This window comes from Acrocarpospora corrugata, assembly GCF_009687845.1.
GTDB lineage: Bacteria > Actinomycetota > Actinomycetes > Streptosporangiales > Streptosporangiaceae > Acrocarpospora > Acrocarpospora corrugata.
This window is the reverse complement of sequence record NZ_BLAD01000078.1, coordinates 26,756-41,929: the sequence shown is the minus strand read 5'-3', so window position 1 is coordinate 41,929 and position 15,174 is coordinate 26,756. Positions and strand designations below refer to the sequence as shown.

15 protein-coding genes are annotated in these 15,174 nt (G+C 69.0%); 10 read left to right on the top strand and 5 right to left on the bottom strand.

Features of this window, described 5'->3' with window-relative positions; genetic code table 11:
- Window positions 1-1,740: FAD-dependent oxidoreductase (locus tag Acor_RS42415; protein ID WP_246239370.1), on the bottom strand; the 1,740-nt coding region annotated here is incomplete at its 3' end.
- A 72-nt stretch (window positions 1,741-1,812) separates the two neighbouring features.
- Here Acor_RS42415 and Acor_RS30960 point away from each other — a divergent pair.
- Together Acor_RS30960 and Acor_RS30955 are read left to right on the top strand one after the other, a co-directional pair.
- Window positions 1,813-2,712: a choline/ethanolamine kinase family protein gene (locus tag Acor_RS30960; RefSeq protein WP_170317152.1), complete on the top strand. Its 900-nt coding sequence runs from the start codon at window positions 1,813-1,815 to the stop codon at window positions 2,710-2,712.
- Window positions 2,713-2,739: 27 nt separating this feature from the next.
- Window positions 2,740-4,296: an amino acid permease gene (locus tag Acor_RS30955; protein WP_155340308.1), complete on the top strand. Its 1,557-nt coding sequence runs from the start codon at window positions 2,740-2,742 to the stop codon at window positions 4,294-4,296.
- A gap of 47 nt (window positions 4,297-4,343) precedes the next feature.
- Here Acor_RS30955 and lipB read toward each other — a convergent pair whose 3' ends face one another.
- From lipB to Acor_RS30935, 4 genes are all read right to left on the bottom strand, one after another.
- The gene (gene lipB, locus Acor_RS30950) at window positions 4,344-4,973 is read right to left on the bottom strand and encodes a lipoyl(octanoyl) transferase LipB (RefSeq protein WP_155340307.1); all 630 of its coding nucleotides are present in this window, start codon (window positions 4,971-4,973) and stop codon (window positions 4,344-4,346) included.
- Between the two features lies 1 nt (window position 4,974).
- On the bottom strand, window positions 4,975-5,160 hold the full coding sequence (locus tag Acor_RS30945) for a PspC domain-containing protein (RefSeq protein WP_155340306.1): 186 nt from the start codon (window positions 5,158-5,160) through the stop codon (window positions 4,975-4,977).
- Between the two features lie 85 nt (window positions 5,161-5,245).
- The gene (locus Acor_RS30940) at window positions 5,246-6,247 is read right to left on the bottom strand and encodes a lysylphosphatidylglycerol synthase transmembrane domain-containing protein (RefSeq protein ID WP_170317151.1); all 1,002 of its coding nucleotides are present in this window, start codon (window positions 6,245-6,247) and stop codon (window positions 5,246-5,248) included.
- 327 nt (window positions 6,248-6,574) lie between these two features.
- A complete protein-coding gene (locus Acor_RS30935) occupies window positions 6,575-7,537 on the bottom strand; it encodes a hypothetical protein (protein WP_155340304.1) in 963 nt (320 codons plus the stop codon).
- Window positions 7,538-7,610: 73 nt separating this feature from the next.
- Between Acor_RS30935 and Acor_RS30930 the strand changes: the two genes are divergently transcribed.
- From Acor_RS30930 to Acor_RS30895, 8 genes are all read left to right on the top strand, one after another.
- Window positions 7,611-8,213 carry a TetR/AcrR family transcriptional regulator gene (locus Acor_RS30930; protein WP_155340303.1) on the top strand — a complete coding sequence of 201 codons (603 nt, stop codon included), beginning with the start codon at window positions 7,611-7,613 and terminating at the stop codon, window positions 8,211-8,213.
- Between the two features lie 43 nt (window positions 8,214-8,256).
- Complete coding sequence (locus Acor_RS30925; protein WP_174876225.1) at window positions 8,257-8,835, top strand: LURP-one-related family protein; 579 nt, start codon at window positions 8,257-8,259, stop codon at window positions 8,833-8,835.
- A gap of 204 nt (window positions 8,836-9,039) precedes the next feature.
- A complete protein-coding gene (gene rho / locus Acor_RS30920) occupies window positions 9,040-10,125 on the top strand; it encodes a transcription termination factor Rho (protein WP_422664845.1) in 1,086 nt (361 codons plus the stop codon).
- A 17-nt stretch (window positions 10,126-10,142) separates the two neighbouring features.
- Window positions 10,143-12,581 (top strand): ATP-dependent helicase HrpB, encoded by a 2,439-nt coding sequence (gene hrpB, locus Acor_RS30915; RefSeq protein ID WP_155340301.1) that lies wholly within the window; start codon window positions 10,143-10,145, stop codon window positions 12,579-12,581.
- A 178-nt stretch (window positions 12,582-12,759) separates the two neighbouring features.
- A complete protein-coding gene (locus tag Acor_RS30910) occupies window positions 12,760-13,716 on the top strand; it encodes an SCO4651 family lipoprotein (RefSeq protein WP_155340300.1) in 957 nt (318 codons plus the stop codon).
- 76 nt (window positions 13,717-13,792) lie between these two features.
- Window positions 13,793-14,083 carry a hypothetical protein gene (locus Acor_RS30905; RefSeq protein ID WP_155340299.1) on the top strand — a complete coding sequence of 97 codons (291 nt, stop codon included), beginning with the start codon at window positions 13,793-13,795 and terminating at the stop codon, window positions 14,081-14,083.
- A 38-nt stretch (window positions 14,084-14,121) separates the two neighbouring features.
- Window positions 14,122-14,973, top strand: coding sequence for an SPFH domain-containing protein (locus tag Acor_RS30900; protein WP_155340298.1), 852 nt, complete (start codon window positions 14,122-14,124; stop codon window positions 14,971-14,973).
- Entirely contained in the window at window positions 14,966-15,136 is a 171-nt protein-coding gene (locus Acor_RS30895; protein ID WP_155340297.1) for a type II toxin-antitoxin system antitoxin, read from the top strand. The genes Acor_RS30900 and Acor_RS30895 overlap by 8 nt, the downstream gene beginning before the upstream one ends.
- Window positions 15,137-15,174: the final 38 nt, after the last annotated feature.

Genomic DNA, 15,174 nt, shown 5'->3' with positions numbered 1-15,174 from the left:
ACGACCCGCCCACCCACCCGGTCTAAATCCGGAGCTCCGCTCCCGGGCCCCCTCCGTGGCTTCGCCGGAGGCATCGGACACCAAAGGCTCAGCGGAGATCTGGTCGGGGGCGTCTCGATCTGACGAGGCGTGAAGTGAGGAGGCTAGAAGCGATGAAGCCTGGAGTGACGAAGTTTCCCCCGCCGCGACTCCCGCAGAGTCCGAGTGCCTTTCAGATGACGATCCCCGTAGGAACTCGGGCAAGTCGTACCAATTGACTCGTTCCCAGCCGGCTTTCTCTCCGAATTCGGCGCCCAGTTCCGCGTGCCGTACCCACGCGGGAGAGCGCCGCAGCGGGCGGGCGGCCGTGCGCTCCTCACCGGGGTACGCGATGTCGTAGTACTTGCTGTAGGAGTCCAGTGCCTTCGCGCGGGCCCATTTCCGGGAGCGGGCGTGGCTGCCGAAGCGGGCGATGTCCATGCCGAACATGTCGTATTCGGGCTGGCCGTCGACGATCCATTCGGCCATGACCTTGCCGACGCCGCCGGCCGCCGCGAGGCCGTGCACGCAGAATCCCGCCGCGACCCAGAAGCCGCGCACGGAGGTTTCGCCCAGGAGGAACTCGCCGTCGGGTGTGAAGGCTTCGGGGCCGTGAACGACTTTGACGATCTCGCCGTCAGTGCGGAGCGAGGGGAGACGACGGCGGGCCGACTCCCAGGACTCCTCGAATTTGGGCATGTTCGGAGGGAAAAGCGCACGCGGCCGGGAGAGCGGATTGGGGTCATCCCACACATCCGGAGTCCGGATATATCCCCCGACGAGAATGCCGCCGCCCTCTTCACGGAAATACACGATGTTGTCCGGATCACGAACCGTCGGCGCCGTCACCGGCACCCCACTTGGCGCGGTCACCACATACTGATGCTTGATCGGCACAATGGGCACATCCACCCCGGCCATCCGCCCGACCACACCAGCTGCTGCCCCAGCGGCATTGACCACCGTGCCGGTCCGAATGACCCACTGCTCACCCGGCGACAATTCCGCACGCCCTCCGGCGGCCGGGCCTTCCGGCGAACGTGACACGCTCGCGTGTGGGCCATCGGCACCGGAGCCGCGACCATGCGAGTCCCCGCCAGCCGACTCGCGAACGCTCGACTCCGGCTCGCCGACGGCGGATGCGCGGACCTTTACGCCACGAATGTGGCCGTTCTCGACGTCGAGCCCCGTCACCTCGACACCCGTGACGATCCGGACGCCGAGTTTGCGGGCGCCCTCCGCCAGCGCGCGGCCCAGCCTGGCCGGATCCAGCCACCCGTCACCGGGAAGCCAGAGCGATGAGAGGACATCGTCCACCGCGAGCAACGGCAGAAGATCGTGGGTCGCCGACGCGTCGAGAAGATCCATGTCCAGGCCGTAAGTCTCGGCCGCACCCGCTTGGCGCAGGAGTTCCTCGTGCCGTTCGGGTGTGGTCGCGAGCCGCAACCCCCCGACCCCGTGCCAGCCAGGATCCAACCCGGTGAGATCACGCAGTTCGGGGTAGAGACCAGCCGAGTACATGATCATGCGAGTCTGCGTGACCGTGGACCGAAGCTGGCCGACGAAACCAGCCGAATGCCACGTCGTCCCCTCGGTCAGGTCGTGGCGTTCCAGCAGGACCACGTCCTGCCAGCCCAGCCGGGCGAGGTGGAAAGCGATGCTGCATCCGGCTACCCCACCACCCACCACAACCGCCTGGGCGTCTGCGGGAAGTTGCACCATTGGTACCGTCCTGTAACGCCTGGGCTCCACAATCGGATCAATGGTCTGAAGGTAGACCAAAAGGAGCCGGGCATGCCAGATGCCGTCAACGACGCGCTGGAGATGGTCGCGGCCTGGGCCGGGCGACCGGTCAGCCATACGACGATCAAAGGTGGTCTCAGCCACCACATCGCCCGGGTCGAGACCGAGGACGGCGACCGCTGGCTGCTCCGGGTGCTGGATCCCCGGATCGCCGCGACCGGCCTCGGCATCCCCCTGGCCCAGGAGATAGCCAACACCAAACTGGCCGCGTCCACGGGCGTCGGCGCGCAGGTGCTGCACGAACTGCCGGGCGCGCTCATCCTGGAGTACATCGACGGGGTGACCCTCGACGCCCCGGCCGTCCGCGAGGAGATCGGGCCGATCGCGGCCGCCTGCCGGGTGCTGCACGCCGGCCCCCGCTTCGGCAACGATTTCTCGATCTTCCGGAAGCACGCCGACTTCGTCGCCCTCTGCCGGGCCAGCGAACTCAAGCTCCCGGCCGGGTACGAGGACTGCTCCCCCGCCGTCGCCGAGATCGAACAGGCCCTGGCGGTCCGGCCGATGGCGACCGTACCCTGCCACAACGACCTGCTGCCGGAGAACTTCATCAAGGCCGGCGGCGCGATCCGGATCGTCGACTACCAGCTGTCCGGCAACAACGACCCCTGCTTCGAGCTCGGCGATCTGGCCGCCGAGGCCGACTTCGACCCCGACGACGTCGAGCGCCTGACCTTGGCGTACTTCGACGACGACGCCCCCGCCGCACGAGTCCGGCTGAACCTGATCATGTCCAATCTGACCTGGACGCTCTGGTTCGTCGTGCACCACGGGCTGACCCCACAGCACCGCGACTTCGACTACAACGCCGAGGCCGCCGACAAGTTCGCGCAAGCCGTACGCGATCTCAAAGACCCCGGCTTCGGACGTCTGATCGACTCCGTGCGCCGGTAACCCCCCAAAGGCACTGAGGAGGCCTTCATGGCGCAAGCCCTCGACGACGACGCCAAACGACTCGCCGAACTCGGTTACAAACAAGAACTGTCGCGGACCTGGAGCGGATTCTCCAATTTCGCGATCTCCTTCTCCATCATCTCCATCCTGGCCGGCTGTTTCACCACCTTCGGCCAGGCCTGGAACAACGGCGGCCCCATCGCCATCTCCTGGGGCTGGCCGATCATCAGCATGTTCATCCTGATCATCGGTCTGTGCCTGTCGGAGCTGGTGTCCGCGTATCCGACCGCGGGCGGCATCTACTGGTGGGCCGCCAAGATGGGCAAGCCGATCCATGGGTGGTTCACCGGCTGGTTCAACCTGATCGGCTTGATCGCGGTGACCGCGTCGGTGGACTACGGCTGCGCCACCTTCCTCAACATCACCCTCGACCGGTTCTTCGGCTTCGAGGTGTCACTGACCAACACCTTCGTCCTATTCGCCATCGTGCTGGTGCTGCACGCCCTGATCAACATCTTCAGCCACCGGCTCATCTCCGTCCTGCAGAATGTGTCGGTCTGGTGGCATGTGTTCGGGGCGGCGGTGGTAGTCCTGATCCTCATCTTCGGTCCGGACTCGCACCAGTCGATGTCGTTCGTGTTCACCGAGACGATCAACAACTCCGGCTTCAGCAGCGGCAGCTTCTGGATCTACGTGCTGCCGCTGGGCTTCCTGCTCACCCAGTACACGATCACCGGTTTCGACGCGTGCGCGCACGTGTCGGAGGAGACCCAGGGCGCGGCCACCTCGGCGGCCCGCGGCCTCTGGCAGTCGATCTTCTACTCGGCCATCGGCGGCTGGGTGCTGCTGCTGGCCTTCCTGTTCGCGGCCACCAACGTGGACGAGATCAACAACCAGTTCGGCTTCGTCGGCGCGATCTTCGACACCGCCGTGCCCGGCAACCTGGCGAACGCGATCTTCGCGATCTCCACGATCGGGCAGTTCTTCTGCGGCATGAGCTGCGTGACCTCGATGTCGCGGATGACCTACGCGTTCTCCCGGGACGGCGCGGTGCCCGGCTGGCGGCTCTGGTCCAAGGTGGACAAGAACCGCACTCCGGTCAACGCCATCATCTTCGGCTGCGTGGCCGCGCTCATCCTCACCCTGCCCGCCCTGTACCAGGCCCCCACCGGCACGCCGCTGGCCTTCTACGCGGTGGTCTCGGTGGCGGTGATCGGCCTGTACATCGCCTTCGCCATCCCGATCTGGCTGCGCCTGCGGATGGGCGACGCCTTCCAGCCCGGCCCGTGGACGCTGGGCAAGAAGTACAAGGTGATGGGCTGGATCGCGATCATCGAGATCACGATCGTGTCGATCTACTTCATCCTGCCGCTCGCCCCGGCGGGCGTCCCGTTCAACTCCGACAACCCCGCCACCGAGGCCGACGAGTCGTTCACCTGGACGGCCGTGAACTACGCGCCGATCGTGGTGGGCGCCATGGTGCTCGGAGTGGGTCTGTGGTGGTACCTGTCGGCCCGTAAGTGGTTCACCGGGCCGCGCCGCACCGTCGACACGACCGATTCGGTCGATTCGATCGACGCCTGACCTTTTCGTTCGGTACGGCTTCCGCCCGCGGGAGCCGTACCGGCCGGTCAGGAGGCCTGGAACTCCTTGGCGACGGTCGCCCGGACCGTCTCGAAGTCGGCTCCGCCGAGTTCGCGGGCGACCGAGGTCATGTCCACATCCGGCATGCCGCAGGCGACCGCGAGGTCCCACGGCGTCAGGTCGCCGTTGACGTTGATGGCGAATCCGTGACTGGTGACCGATTTGCTGGCCCGCATGCCGATGGAAACGATCTTGCGCCCCGTCGTCCAGACGCCGGTGAGCAGCTCAGAGCCCGGCGGGGTGTCCCGGCGCTCGGCCGGCACCCCGAGCACGCCCAGCGCGGCCACCAGCCGGAGCTCGACCTCGCGGATGTAGTCGACCACACCCTCGTTCGGCCCGAGCTTGACGATCAGGTAGCCGACCAGCTGCCCGGGGCCGTGGTAGGTGAGCTGCCCACCCCGGCCGGTGGAGACGACCGGGATCCCGTGCGACGGGTCGGGCAGGTGCTCGGTCAGCGTGCGCCGCCCCGCCGTGTAGACCATGGGGTGGCTGAGCAGCCACAGCGTGTCCGGCCGCAGCTCGTCCTGGCGTTCGGCCACGAGGTCGGCCATGCGGTCCATGGCCTTCTCGTAGTCGACCAGATCGTCCTGAATGAGGGTCAGCGGCCGGTTCTGCATGTCATCGAGAATACGCCGGTGCCTTGGGTACGAAGACCCACATGATCAGGTAGAGGATGAACTGCGGACCGGGCAGGATGCAGGAGAGCAGGAACAGGATCCGGACCGTGGTGGGGGACATACCGAAGCGCTCGGCGATCCCGCCGCAGACGCCCGCGATCATCTTGTGGTGTCTGGACCGGTGCATCGTATTTTCCTCCGTCAGGGTTGCTATTCACCTAGTCAAACGAACCGGTGGCATACCCCGTTCCACCAGGAACCCTGACAAAACCCTAGGGGTGGGCGCTGCGTTCGGTCGGCGGGAGCGCGAACGGGCTCATGGTGGCGGCCGCGCGGAGCAGGAAGCGGCCGACGGCCTTGGCCGCCGCGCGGACCTCGTCGTGCAGGAAGGCCCAGGCCAGCCAGCCCGTCACCAGGATCGCCCAGTAGGAGATGAGCCGGTACAGCGCGACGACCGCGCCGGCCGTCCCGCCGGTCGCGCCGGCGGCGACGAAGGTGGCCGCCAGGCCGATCTCGACGACGCCGATCCCGCCGGGGATCAGGGCCAGCGCCTGGGCGCCCTTGGCGGCGACGTAGCCGAGCAGCATGGTGTACGGGCCGATCTCGACGCCCACCGCGACGCAGACCGCGACCAGGCAGGCGACGTCGAGCAGCCAGTTCAGCAGGGCCAGCCCCGCCAGGATCAGGTGATCCCGCCGCTCCGCCCTGATGGCGGTCCTGGCCGCGTCCAGCTCCGCCGACAGCCGGGGCATCCGCCGCCGCAGCACGCCCACCAGCGGGCGGGTGCCCATCAGCATGGCGGTCACGGCCACCACCGCGAGGGCGATGACCAGCGTCGGCACCCGGGTGGCCGGCGAGCCGAGCAGCGCGACCAGGCTCAGCACGCCGAAGGTCACGCCCGAATAGAACGCGGCCAGCACGAGCGTGGCCGCGATGAGCGGTCTGCTCGCGCCGACCCGCCCGAACTCCCGCGTCGTGTACGCGATGGACACCACCGGCCCCGCGGGCAACGAGTTGGAAAAGGCGTTACGGGCGTAGGTGATGGCGAGCGCCCGCCCCAAGGAGAGCTTGGTGCCGCCCAGCGTCAGCAGGCGGCGGAAGAGCCGGGCGAAGACCGCCATGGACATCGCCTCGGCGACCACGGCCACCCCGAGCCACGCGGGACTGACGTTGGTGATGGTGGCCCAGATCTCGCCGGGCTCCGGCAGTTCGTCGCGCAGGACGAGATATGCGCCGCCGCCGATAGCCAGCGCGGCGACCCACCTCCACCCCATGAACATGCGCACTCCTTTTTATGGCCGCGCCTCCGGCGCGGCGGGCTTGGCCGCTCCTTAGCCTGTGTCTTCCCTCGTCACTCCGGGCCGCTCCGCGACCCTGCGTTCCTCAGTCCAGACACAGGCGCGGCCAAGCCTGGGCGGAGGGGGAGAGGGATTTGATTGCGGGGATGGGACATGGAGAGTTTTGCAGGTCGTTGCTGAGATGAGGCTGAGGGGGGTCTGTGGGTCTGGTCTCTTCCAGGGTGTAGCGGTGGGGAGGGCCGGGCTATGCCCGATATTGGACAATTGCCCGGCCTGAGATTTCCGGATATGGGGTGATGTGTGTCACGCGACCGGGATGGGGTGGGTCGTTGGGGTGGGGGCGGGGGTGGCGTGGCGGAGTGGGATGAGGAGGAGGAGCAGGCCGACCAGGGACCAGGCGGCCAGGACGCTGAGCGGGACGGTGAGGGCGGCGCCGTCGAAGAAGACGGTGTTGCGGATGGCGGCGGTGCCCTGGCCGATCGGGAGGGTCTGGCCGATCGCGGCGTACCACTCGGGGATGAAGCGGGCGCCGAGCGGGCCGCCGCTGGCGGGGATGCCGATCACCACGAAGAGCAGGGCGGCCAGGCCGACGCCGGGGGTGCCGAGCAGCCGGACCAGGCCCGCGACGACCAGGCCGAGGGTGAAGGTGACGGCGGCCGAGACGGCGGCCAGGGCGAGGTAGGCGCCGGGGAGCGCGCCGAAGACGGCGTCGGCCAGCCAGGCGTTGGCCAGCGCGACCGTGACCGAGGCGAGCGCGATGGCGGCGATCTTCTGGCCGGTGCCGACGCCGGCGTGACCGGCCAGGACGGCGATGGCGATCCCGGGGATGACCAGGGCGAGCACGTAGAACATGCCGGCGATGCCACCGGAGTCGCCGGGGGGCAGCGGGTGGGCGTCCTCGACCGTGAGCTGCTGGCCCTGGGCCTGGGCGAGGCCGGTGAAGACCTGGGTGGCCACGGTGGACGCGGTCCGGCCGCCGGCGCTGGCGACGATCAGCTTGGCCTGCTGGGGCAGGGCCACGGCCTCGATCTCGCGGTCGCCGAGCGCGGTGCGGGCGGTCGCCTCGTCGGCGTAAGCGGTGATCTCGAACGCGCCGGGCTTCTTGGCGGCCAGCCCGGCGTCGATCTGGGCGGCCACCTGGGCGGGGGCGACCACGCCCACCGGCACGCCATGGGGTTCGGGCTGGTGCAGCGCGCCGACGAACGACGCGGCGAACGCGAGCCCGATGAGCGTGACCAGCACGACGGCCGGCAGCAGCTTCCTCATCGAATTCTCCTAGTGGTGACTTCAACAGCGTTGAGTTCACCATAGACGAATTCAACATGGTTGAATAGCGGGCATGGAGAGCGAGACGAAGAGCGGCCGGCGGCCGGGCAACCCGCAGACGCGGGAGGCCATCCTGGCGGCGGCGATGACGGCCTTCACCGAGTCCGGCTACGCCGGAACCACGATCCGGGGCGTGGCGCGGGCGGCCGGGGTGGACCCCGCGCTCGTCATGCACTTCTTCGGGAACAAGGACGGCCTGTTCGGCGCGGCGCTGGCCTACGGCGGGGTGCCGGTCCGGCAGCTGACCGAGTCCCTGGAAGGCGACCTGGACACGATCGGCGAGCGACTCACCGCCCGCTATATCGCCCTATGGGAAGATCCCGAGATCGGTCCACGGATCCGGGCGGTGGTCACCTCGGCGGCCACCTCCCCGGCGGCGGCCGCCATCCTGAAAGAGTTCATGATCCATGAACTGGCCGGCCCGATGGTCAAGCTGCTGGAACGCGACCATCCGGAGAAACGCGCGCTGCTGGCCGCGTCCCAGCTCATGGGGGTGGCCTTCGCCCGTTACGTGATCCAGATCGAGATCATGACAGCGCTCACGCCGGAGGAGATCGTGGCCTGTGTGGCACCTTCCATCCAGCGCTTTCTCACCGGGGATCTTCCGCTGCGCTGATGCCGTATTAAGGTGGCAAACAAGACCATTTACGGAGGTTCAAGTGGACACGGCGACCCTCCAGACGCAGACGCGGCTGATCCTGCGCCAGAAGATCACCATGATGGTCAACCGCTATGTCGTCCACGTCGCCGAATTCGACGGCTCAGAGGGCCCGGTGGTCGCCTTCGCGGAGCAGAAGCGTCTCACCCTGAAAGAGCAGGTCACCCTCTACACCGACGAATCCAGGGGCGAGGCGCTGGCCGCCTTCAAGGCGCGCAAGGTCATCGACCTGGCCAGCGGCTACGACGTGGTCGACGCCTCGGGCGGCCCGATCGGGCTGTTCCGCAAGGACTTCGCCAAGTCGTTGCTCCGTTCCACCTGGCACCTCCAGCAGCCCGGCCTGCCGACCTACACCGGCCAGGAACGGAACCCGCTGGTGGCGATCGTGCGGCGGTTCACCGACTCGCTGTCGTGGCTGCCCTACCACTTCGACTTCAGCGTGGGCGCCTCCATCGCCTTCTCGGTGGAACGCCGCTGGGGTCTGCGCGACCGCTACGCCATCGAGATCAACGATCCGCGCCTGGACCGGCGCCTGGTCATCGCCATGGCGGTGGCTCTGGACGCGCTGCAGGCCCGCTGACACGCGGCGTGGCGGAATACATTTCGCCGTCCCGCGTGTTATCTTCGTCGTAGCTCGCATGTTTCTGGCCCTCTTGGGCGCGTGCGGCCGGCCGCCAGGCCGAAATCTGTGACCGCGTTTTTCTCGTTCTTCAGTCGTGCCTGCGGTCACGTCAAGCTTCCCCATATCCGCAAGGACAACATCATGACTCTTACCCAAACTCGTGTGGGTGAGCCCCGGACGCGTACCCGGAACACCGCGGCCAAACCCACGGCGCTTCGCGAGGTCAGCGGCATTCTGGACGGCTCCACCCTGCGTACCGCGGGCTATCTGCGCGGTCCCGACGACGTCACCATCCCGAAGGACCTGCTCGACGGGCTCAGGACCGGGGACGTGGTCACCGGCACCGCCCAGGGCGGCCGGCTGATCTCGATCGCCACCGGACCGCCGCGCAACCGTCCCGCGTTCGGCGAACTCACCCCCATCCACCCCACCGAGAGGCTCCGCCTGGAGACCACCAAGGGCGTGCTGGCCACCCGGGTCCTGGACTTGGTCGCGCCCATCGGCAAGGGCACCCGCGGCCTCATCGTCGCCCCGCCCAAGGCCGGCAAGACCATGCTCCTCCAGGCGGTCGCCAACGCGATCATCACCAACCACCCCGACTGCCATCTGATGGTCGTGCTCGTCGACGAGCGGCCTGAAGAGGTCACCGACATGCGCGCCTCGGTCCAGGCCGAGGTCATCTCCTCCACCTTCGACCGGCCCGCCGCCGACCACATCGCCGTCACCGAGCTCGCCGTGGAGCGGGCCAAGCGCCTGGTCGAGCTGGGCCACGACGTGGTCATGCTGGTGGACTCGATCACCCGGCTCGGGCGCGCGTACAACGCCACCCAGCCCGGCGGCGGGAAGATCCTCACCGGCGGGATCGACGTGCGCGCCATCCACCCGCCCAAGCGCCTGCTCGGCGCGGCCCGCAACCTGCGCGAGGGCGGCTCGCTGACCATCCTGGCCACCGCGCTCGTCGAAACCGGCTCCAAGATGGACGACAACCTGTTCGAGGAGTTCAAGAGCACCGGCAACATGGAGCTCAAGCTGGCCCGGTCGCTGGCCGACCGCCGTATCTTCCCCGCCGTCGACGTGACCGCGTCCGGCACCCGCCGCGAGGAGCTCCTGCTCGACCCCGCCGAGCTCTCCCTCGTCTGGAAACTCCGCAAGGCCCTGTACGGGCCGGAGTCGTACGAACCCTTCATCGCCCGCCTGAAGGAGACCTCCTCCAACGCGGAACTGCTGCTCGCCCTGCGCGCGGCCTGAGCCGCCACAATTGGCGGATGCGCCCCGAGTGGTCCTCCCTTCCCGTCCGGCATGTGGTGCCCGAACTGCTGGGCGCGCTCGACCGCGGCGCCGCGGTGCTGACGGCGCCGCCGGGAACCGGGAAGACGACGCTGGTGCCGCTCGCGCTGGCGGGTCTGATGCCCGAGTTCCCTTCGGCGGAGCGGCGCGTGCTCGTCGCGGAGCCGAGGCGGATCGCGGTGCGGGCGGCGGCGCGGCGGATGGCCTGGCTGCTCGGCGAGAAGGTCGGGGAGCGGGTCGGGTTCTCGATCCGGGGGGAACGCCAGGTCGGGCCGCGGACGCGGGTCGAGGTGGTGACGACCGGGGTGCTGCTGCGGCGGCTGCAGAACGAGCCGGATCTGGACGGGGTCGACGTGGTCGTCATGGACGAATGCCATGAACGGCATCTCGACGCGGATACCGCGCTCGCGTTCCTGCTCGACGTCCGCGCGAACCTCCGTCCTGAGCTGCGCCTGCTGGCCACCTCGGCGACCACCGACGCCGGTCGCTGGGCGCGGCTGCTCGGGGACGCGCCGATCGTGCACGCCGAGGGGATCATCCACCCGGTGGAGATCTTCTGGGCTCCGCCGGCCCAGCCGGTCGCGCCGCCGCACGGCCTGCGGGTCGACCCGAAGTTCCTCGGTCATGTCTCCGAGGTCGTACGGCTGGCGCTGGGCCGTCACGACGGGGATGTGCTCTGTTTCCTGCCGGGGGTCGCGGAACTCGGCAAGGTGGCCCGGATGCTGCCCGGCGACGTCGAGGTGCTGGAGGTGCACGGTCAGGCGCCGGCCGCCGTGCAGGACGCGGCGCTGGTCCCGGGTGCCGGGCGGAGGGTGATTCTGGCCACTTCGGTGGCCGAATCCAGTCTGACCATTCCGGGGGTGCGCGTCGTCGTCGATGCCGGGCTCGCCCGGGAGCCTCGGATGGATCATGCGCGGGGGCTGGGGTCGCTCGTGACCGTACGGGCCTCGAAGGCGTCGGCCGCGCAGCGGGCCGGGCGGGCCGGGCGTGAGGGCCGGGGGAGCGCGTACCGGTGCTGGTCGGCGGCCGAGCACGACCGGCGGCCCGAGTATCCGCAGCCGGAGATCGCACTCGCCGATCTGACCGATTTCGCGCTACAGGCGGCCTGCTGGGGTTCGGCCAGCCTGGCGCTGCTGGACCAGCCGCCGTCCGGCGCGATGCTCGCCGCCCACGACACGCTGACCGCACTCGGCGCGCTGCACGGCACCCGGGCGACCGAGCGGGGCCGCAAGATGGCCGCCATCGGCGTGCACCCCCGGCTGGCCCGCGCGCTCATCGACGGCGCGGCCCGGGTCGGCGCCACCCGGGCCGCCGAGATCGTCGCCCTGCTCGGCGAACGGCTGCCCCGCTCGGCCCCGGACGACTTCGTCGCGGTCCTGCGCGCGGTCCGCCGGGGCGAGGACGGCCTGACCGCCCGCTGGCGGCAGGAGACCCGCCGCCTCACCCAGGCCCTCGGCGCCACCGGTCGCGGCGGCGGGTCGGACGACCGGGCGGCGGGGCTGGTGGTGGCGCTGGCCTATCCGGATCGGGTCGCGCGGCGGCGCGGCGAAGGCGGCTTCGTGATGGCCTCGGGGACCGGGGCCGAAGCCGGTCCGGAGTTGGGCGGGGCCGAGTGGCTGGCCGTGGCCGTGGCCGATCGTGGGGTGGGCAGCGTGTCCGCCCGGGTCCGGCAGGGCGTGGTGATCGACGAGGAGATCGCCCGCGTCGCGGCGGCGGCCCTGCTGGCGGAGGCGGACGAGATCGGCTGGCGGCGGGGGGAGATCGTCGCCAGGAAGGTCCGCCGGCTCGGCGCGATCGAACTGTCGTCGAGCCCGCTGGCCAAGGCCGACCTGCGCCCGGCCGTGCTGGAGGGCCTGCGGCAGGAAGGGCTGACGCTGCTGCGCTGGACGCCGGAGGCGCGTGCGTTCCGCGACCGCATGGAATTCTGCCACCGGATGCTCGGGGAACCCTGGCCGCCGGTGGACGACGCGACATTGGTGGCTCGCGCCGAGCACTGGCTGGACCTCTCCGGCGTACGGCGGCGGAGTGATCTGGCCAGGATCGACGTGCTGGCGGCGCTGCGCCGGCTGCTGCCCTGGTCGGCGCGGATCGAGGAGGTCGCGCCAGAACGCATCGAGGTCCCGAGCGGCTCGAAGGTCAGAATCGACTACTCCGGCGACCGTCCGGTTCTCGCCGCCAAGCTGCAGGAACTGTTCGGCTGGACCGAGACCCCGCGGATCGCGGGCGTGCCCCTCACCGTCCACCTGCTCTCCCCCGCCGGCCGCCCCGCGGCCGTCACCGCGGATCTGGCCTCGTTCTGGCGCGAGGGATATCAGGCGGTGCGTGCGGAGCTGCGCGGCAGGTACCCCCGGCACCCATGGCCGGAGAACCCGTCGGACGCCACTGCCACCCGCCGCGTCAACCCCCGCCGCCATTGACGATCCCATTGACGATCCCACTGACAATCCCACCCTGGTCAACACATGGTCGGCAACCCTGCCGTTGACGCAAAGTAATCACCCGCGAACCCTCTGAAATACGCATTCGCGGATATTTCATGCGAATTCGGTACATAACGTTCTTTGGCAGGTCAATTTCGCCGGACCAGGGGGATACATGGGACAGGCTCGTCTTCGACTAGCCGCTCTCGGCACCTTCAGTGTGCTGGCCAGCGGCATCGGTGCGACCACAGCGTGGGCGACCCCCGCGCCGCCGTCACCGGGTATGACCGAAAACAACCCCAGCGAAATGCCGTCGGAGGAGACCACGGCGCCGGAGCCCGGCGGATCGGAGAGCCCGTCCGCCAGCCCGTCCACGGAGGCCGACCCGACGACCGCGCTGCGGCAGGCGCTGACCAAGTCCGCGCAGGCCAAAAGTGGCTCGGGCAAGTTCACCTTCAACTCAGGTGATACGACAGCCAACGGCACCTACGAGTACCAGACCAAACCAGCCGTCACGATGGACGCCAAGGTGACCGACCTCACCATGAACGGCAAGGCCAGCGACGCCAAACCAGAGCTGATCGTCAGCGGTGGCGCGGGGTACCTCAACCCTGATGGCCTCTTCCAGAGCCCCGGGGAGAACACCCCCTGGTGGAAGGTCAACCTCGCCGACCTCAAGGGCCCGCACGGGAAGGCGGTGGCCAAGATGTTCAACACCGCCACGGTCACCGACCCGGCCACCATCGGGAAGGTCGTCGACGCGTACGAAGACGTCAAGATGGTCGGAACCGCCGAGGTGGAGGGCGTGAGCGTCACCCACTACACCGCCAACTACAACCTGGACATGGTCAAGGCCGCCTTCGGGGACAGCACCGCGCCGAGCCCGATGGGGAGCCCGGGCGCCGAGTCCTCCCCAGCGGCCGGCGTGCACGAGCTGCGCTCCGACATCTGGGTCGACGACAAGGGCATGGTCCGCAAGACCCGCTACCGCAACGAGGAAGGCCAGAAGCCGCAGTTCACGCTGACCTCGACGGTAACCGACTACGACCAGCCGGTCTCGGTCCAGGCGCCGCCCGCCGACCAGACCAAGCCGGTCCCGCCGCAGGTGCTCCAGAAGTGGGGCCTCGGCTAACCACCACCGTCGAAGGTACGCCCTCACCCGGGGGCGTGCCTTCGCCTTGTCATGTCCGGCACGGCATGATCGCGGCATGAGTGAGTGGCGGGTTCTCATCGAGGAGAACGTCGGTCGGTTCGACCGCAAGGAATGGCGGATCGCGGATATCTACGAGGTCGACGGGGGGCAGGCGGAGGCCAGGTCCATCGCGTACGAGCTGGCGATGCGGCACCAGCCCAAACATCCGGTGGTGGAGCAGGACCGGGCGGTCTACCGGATCAACGAGGACATGTGGCTGACCATGGTCATCGGGGCGACGGCCCGGTTCCACTACCGGGTGACGGTGGCCGAACTTTTCGCGCGCGCGTCCACGGCCGAGAAGTGATAGCTTGGTGATATCACTTCAATAGCAAGGAGGAGCCGATGGAGCGACAGGCGTTCCGGGTCAACGGTTTCTGGGTGCTGCTGGCGGCGGTCATCGTCGTCGCGGTGCTGGTGGTCTTCGGCATCTCCCGAGACGAAGCCACGATGGTCGTCAGTCTCGTCGTCGCCGTGCTGCTGGCCGCGGTGGTCGGCACCGGATTCACGGTGATCAACCCGAACGAGGCGAGGGTCATCCAGTTCTTCGGGCGGTATGTGGGCTCGGTGAAGGACCCCGGGTTCCAGTTCGTCATCCCGCTGACCGACAAGCGGCGGATCACCCTGCGGGTGCGTAACTTCGAGACCGCCAAGCTCAAGGTCAACGACGCCGACGGCAGCCCGGTGGAGATCGGCGCGGTGGTCGTGTTCCGGGTGGTCGAGACGGCCAAGGCGTCCTTCTCGGTGGACAACTACGAGGAGTATGTGGCGATCCAGTCCGAGGCCGCGGTGCGGCACCTGGCCACCACCCATCCCTACGATTCGCACATCGAGGAGCGTGCCAGCCTGCGCGACGGCGCGACCGTGGCGGAGGAGCTCACCACCGAGCTGCGCGACCGCACCGACCTGGCCGGCATAGAGGTCCTGGAGGCCAGGATCACCCACCTGGCCTACGCGCCGGAGATCGCCCAGGTGATGCTGGTCCGCCAGCAGGCCTCGCAGATCGTGGCCGCCCGGCGGCAGATCGTCGAGGGCGCGGTCGGCATGGTCCAGCTGGCGCTGGACCGGCTCAGCGCCGAGCACGTGGTCGAGCTCGACGAGGAGCGCCGCGCCGCGATGGTCTCCAACCTCCTGGTCGTGCTGTGCGGTGATCGCGCGACCCAGCCGGTGGTGAACACCGGCAGCCTGTATGCCTGAGAACCGGCGCGAACCGAAGAAGCTGCTCCTGCGGCTCGACCCCGCCGTCCACGAGGCCCTGGCCAAATGGGCGGCGGACGATCTCAGGAGCGTGAACTCGCAGATCGAGTTCGCGCTGCGGCTCGCGCTCAAACAGGTGGGGCGCGAACCGCGCGGCGAGTGATGCATCGGCTTGGTCACAGGCCTTCCCACGGTTGGAGG

Bases quoted from the DNA above. Each gene is read 5' to 3' on its own strand.
- Acor_RS30960 (WP_170317152.1), top strand. From the start codon at position 1,813: ATGCCAGATGCCGTCAACGACGCGCTGGAGATGGTCGCGGCCTGGGCC.
- Acor_RS30955 (WP_155340308.1), top strand. From the start codon at position 2,740: ATGGCGCAAGCCCTCGACGACGACGCCAAACGACTCGCCGAACTCGGT.
- lipB (WP_155340307.1), bottom strand. From the start codon at position 4,973: ATGCAGAACCGGCCGCTGACCCTCATTCAGGACGATCTGGTCGACTAC.
- Acor_RS30945 (WP_155340306.1), bottom strand. From the start codon at position 5,160: ATGCACCGGTCCAGACACCACAAGATGATCGCGGGCGTCTGCGGCGGG.
- Acor_RS30940 (WP_170317151.1), bottom strand. From the start codon at position 6,247: ATGGGGTGGAGGTGGGTCGCCGCGCTGGCTATCGGCGGCGGCGCATAT.
- Acor_RS30935 (WP_155340304.1), bottom strand. From the start codon at position 7,537: ATGAGGAAGCTGCTGCCGGCCGTCGTGCTGGTCACGCTCATCGGGCTC.
- Acor_RS30930 (WP_155340303.1), top strand. From the start codon at position 7,611: ATGGAGAGCGAGACGAAGAGCGGCCGGCGGCCGGGCAACCCGCAGACG.
- hrpB (WP_155340301.1), top strand. From the start codon at position 10,143: ATGCGCCCCGAGTGGTCCTCCCTTCCCGTCCGGCATGTGGTGCCCGAA.
- Acor_RS30910 (WP_155340300.1), top strand. From the start codon at position 12,760: ATGGGACAGGCTCGTCTTCGACTAGCCGCTCTCGGCACCTTCAGTGTG.
- Acor_RS30905 (WP_155340299.1), top strand. From the start codon at position 13,793: ATGAGTGAGTGGCGGGTTCTCATCGAGGAGAACGTCGGTCGGTTCGAC.
- Acor_RS30900 (WP_155340298.1), top strand. From the start codon at position 14,122: ATGGAGCGACAGGCGTTCCGGGTCAACGGTTTCTGGGTGCTGCTGGCG.
- Acor_RS30895 (WP_155340297.1), top strand. From the start codon at position 14,966: ATGCCTGAGAACCGGCGCGAACCGAAGAAGCTGCTCCTGCGGCTCGAC.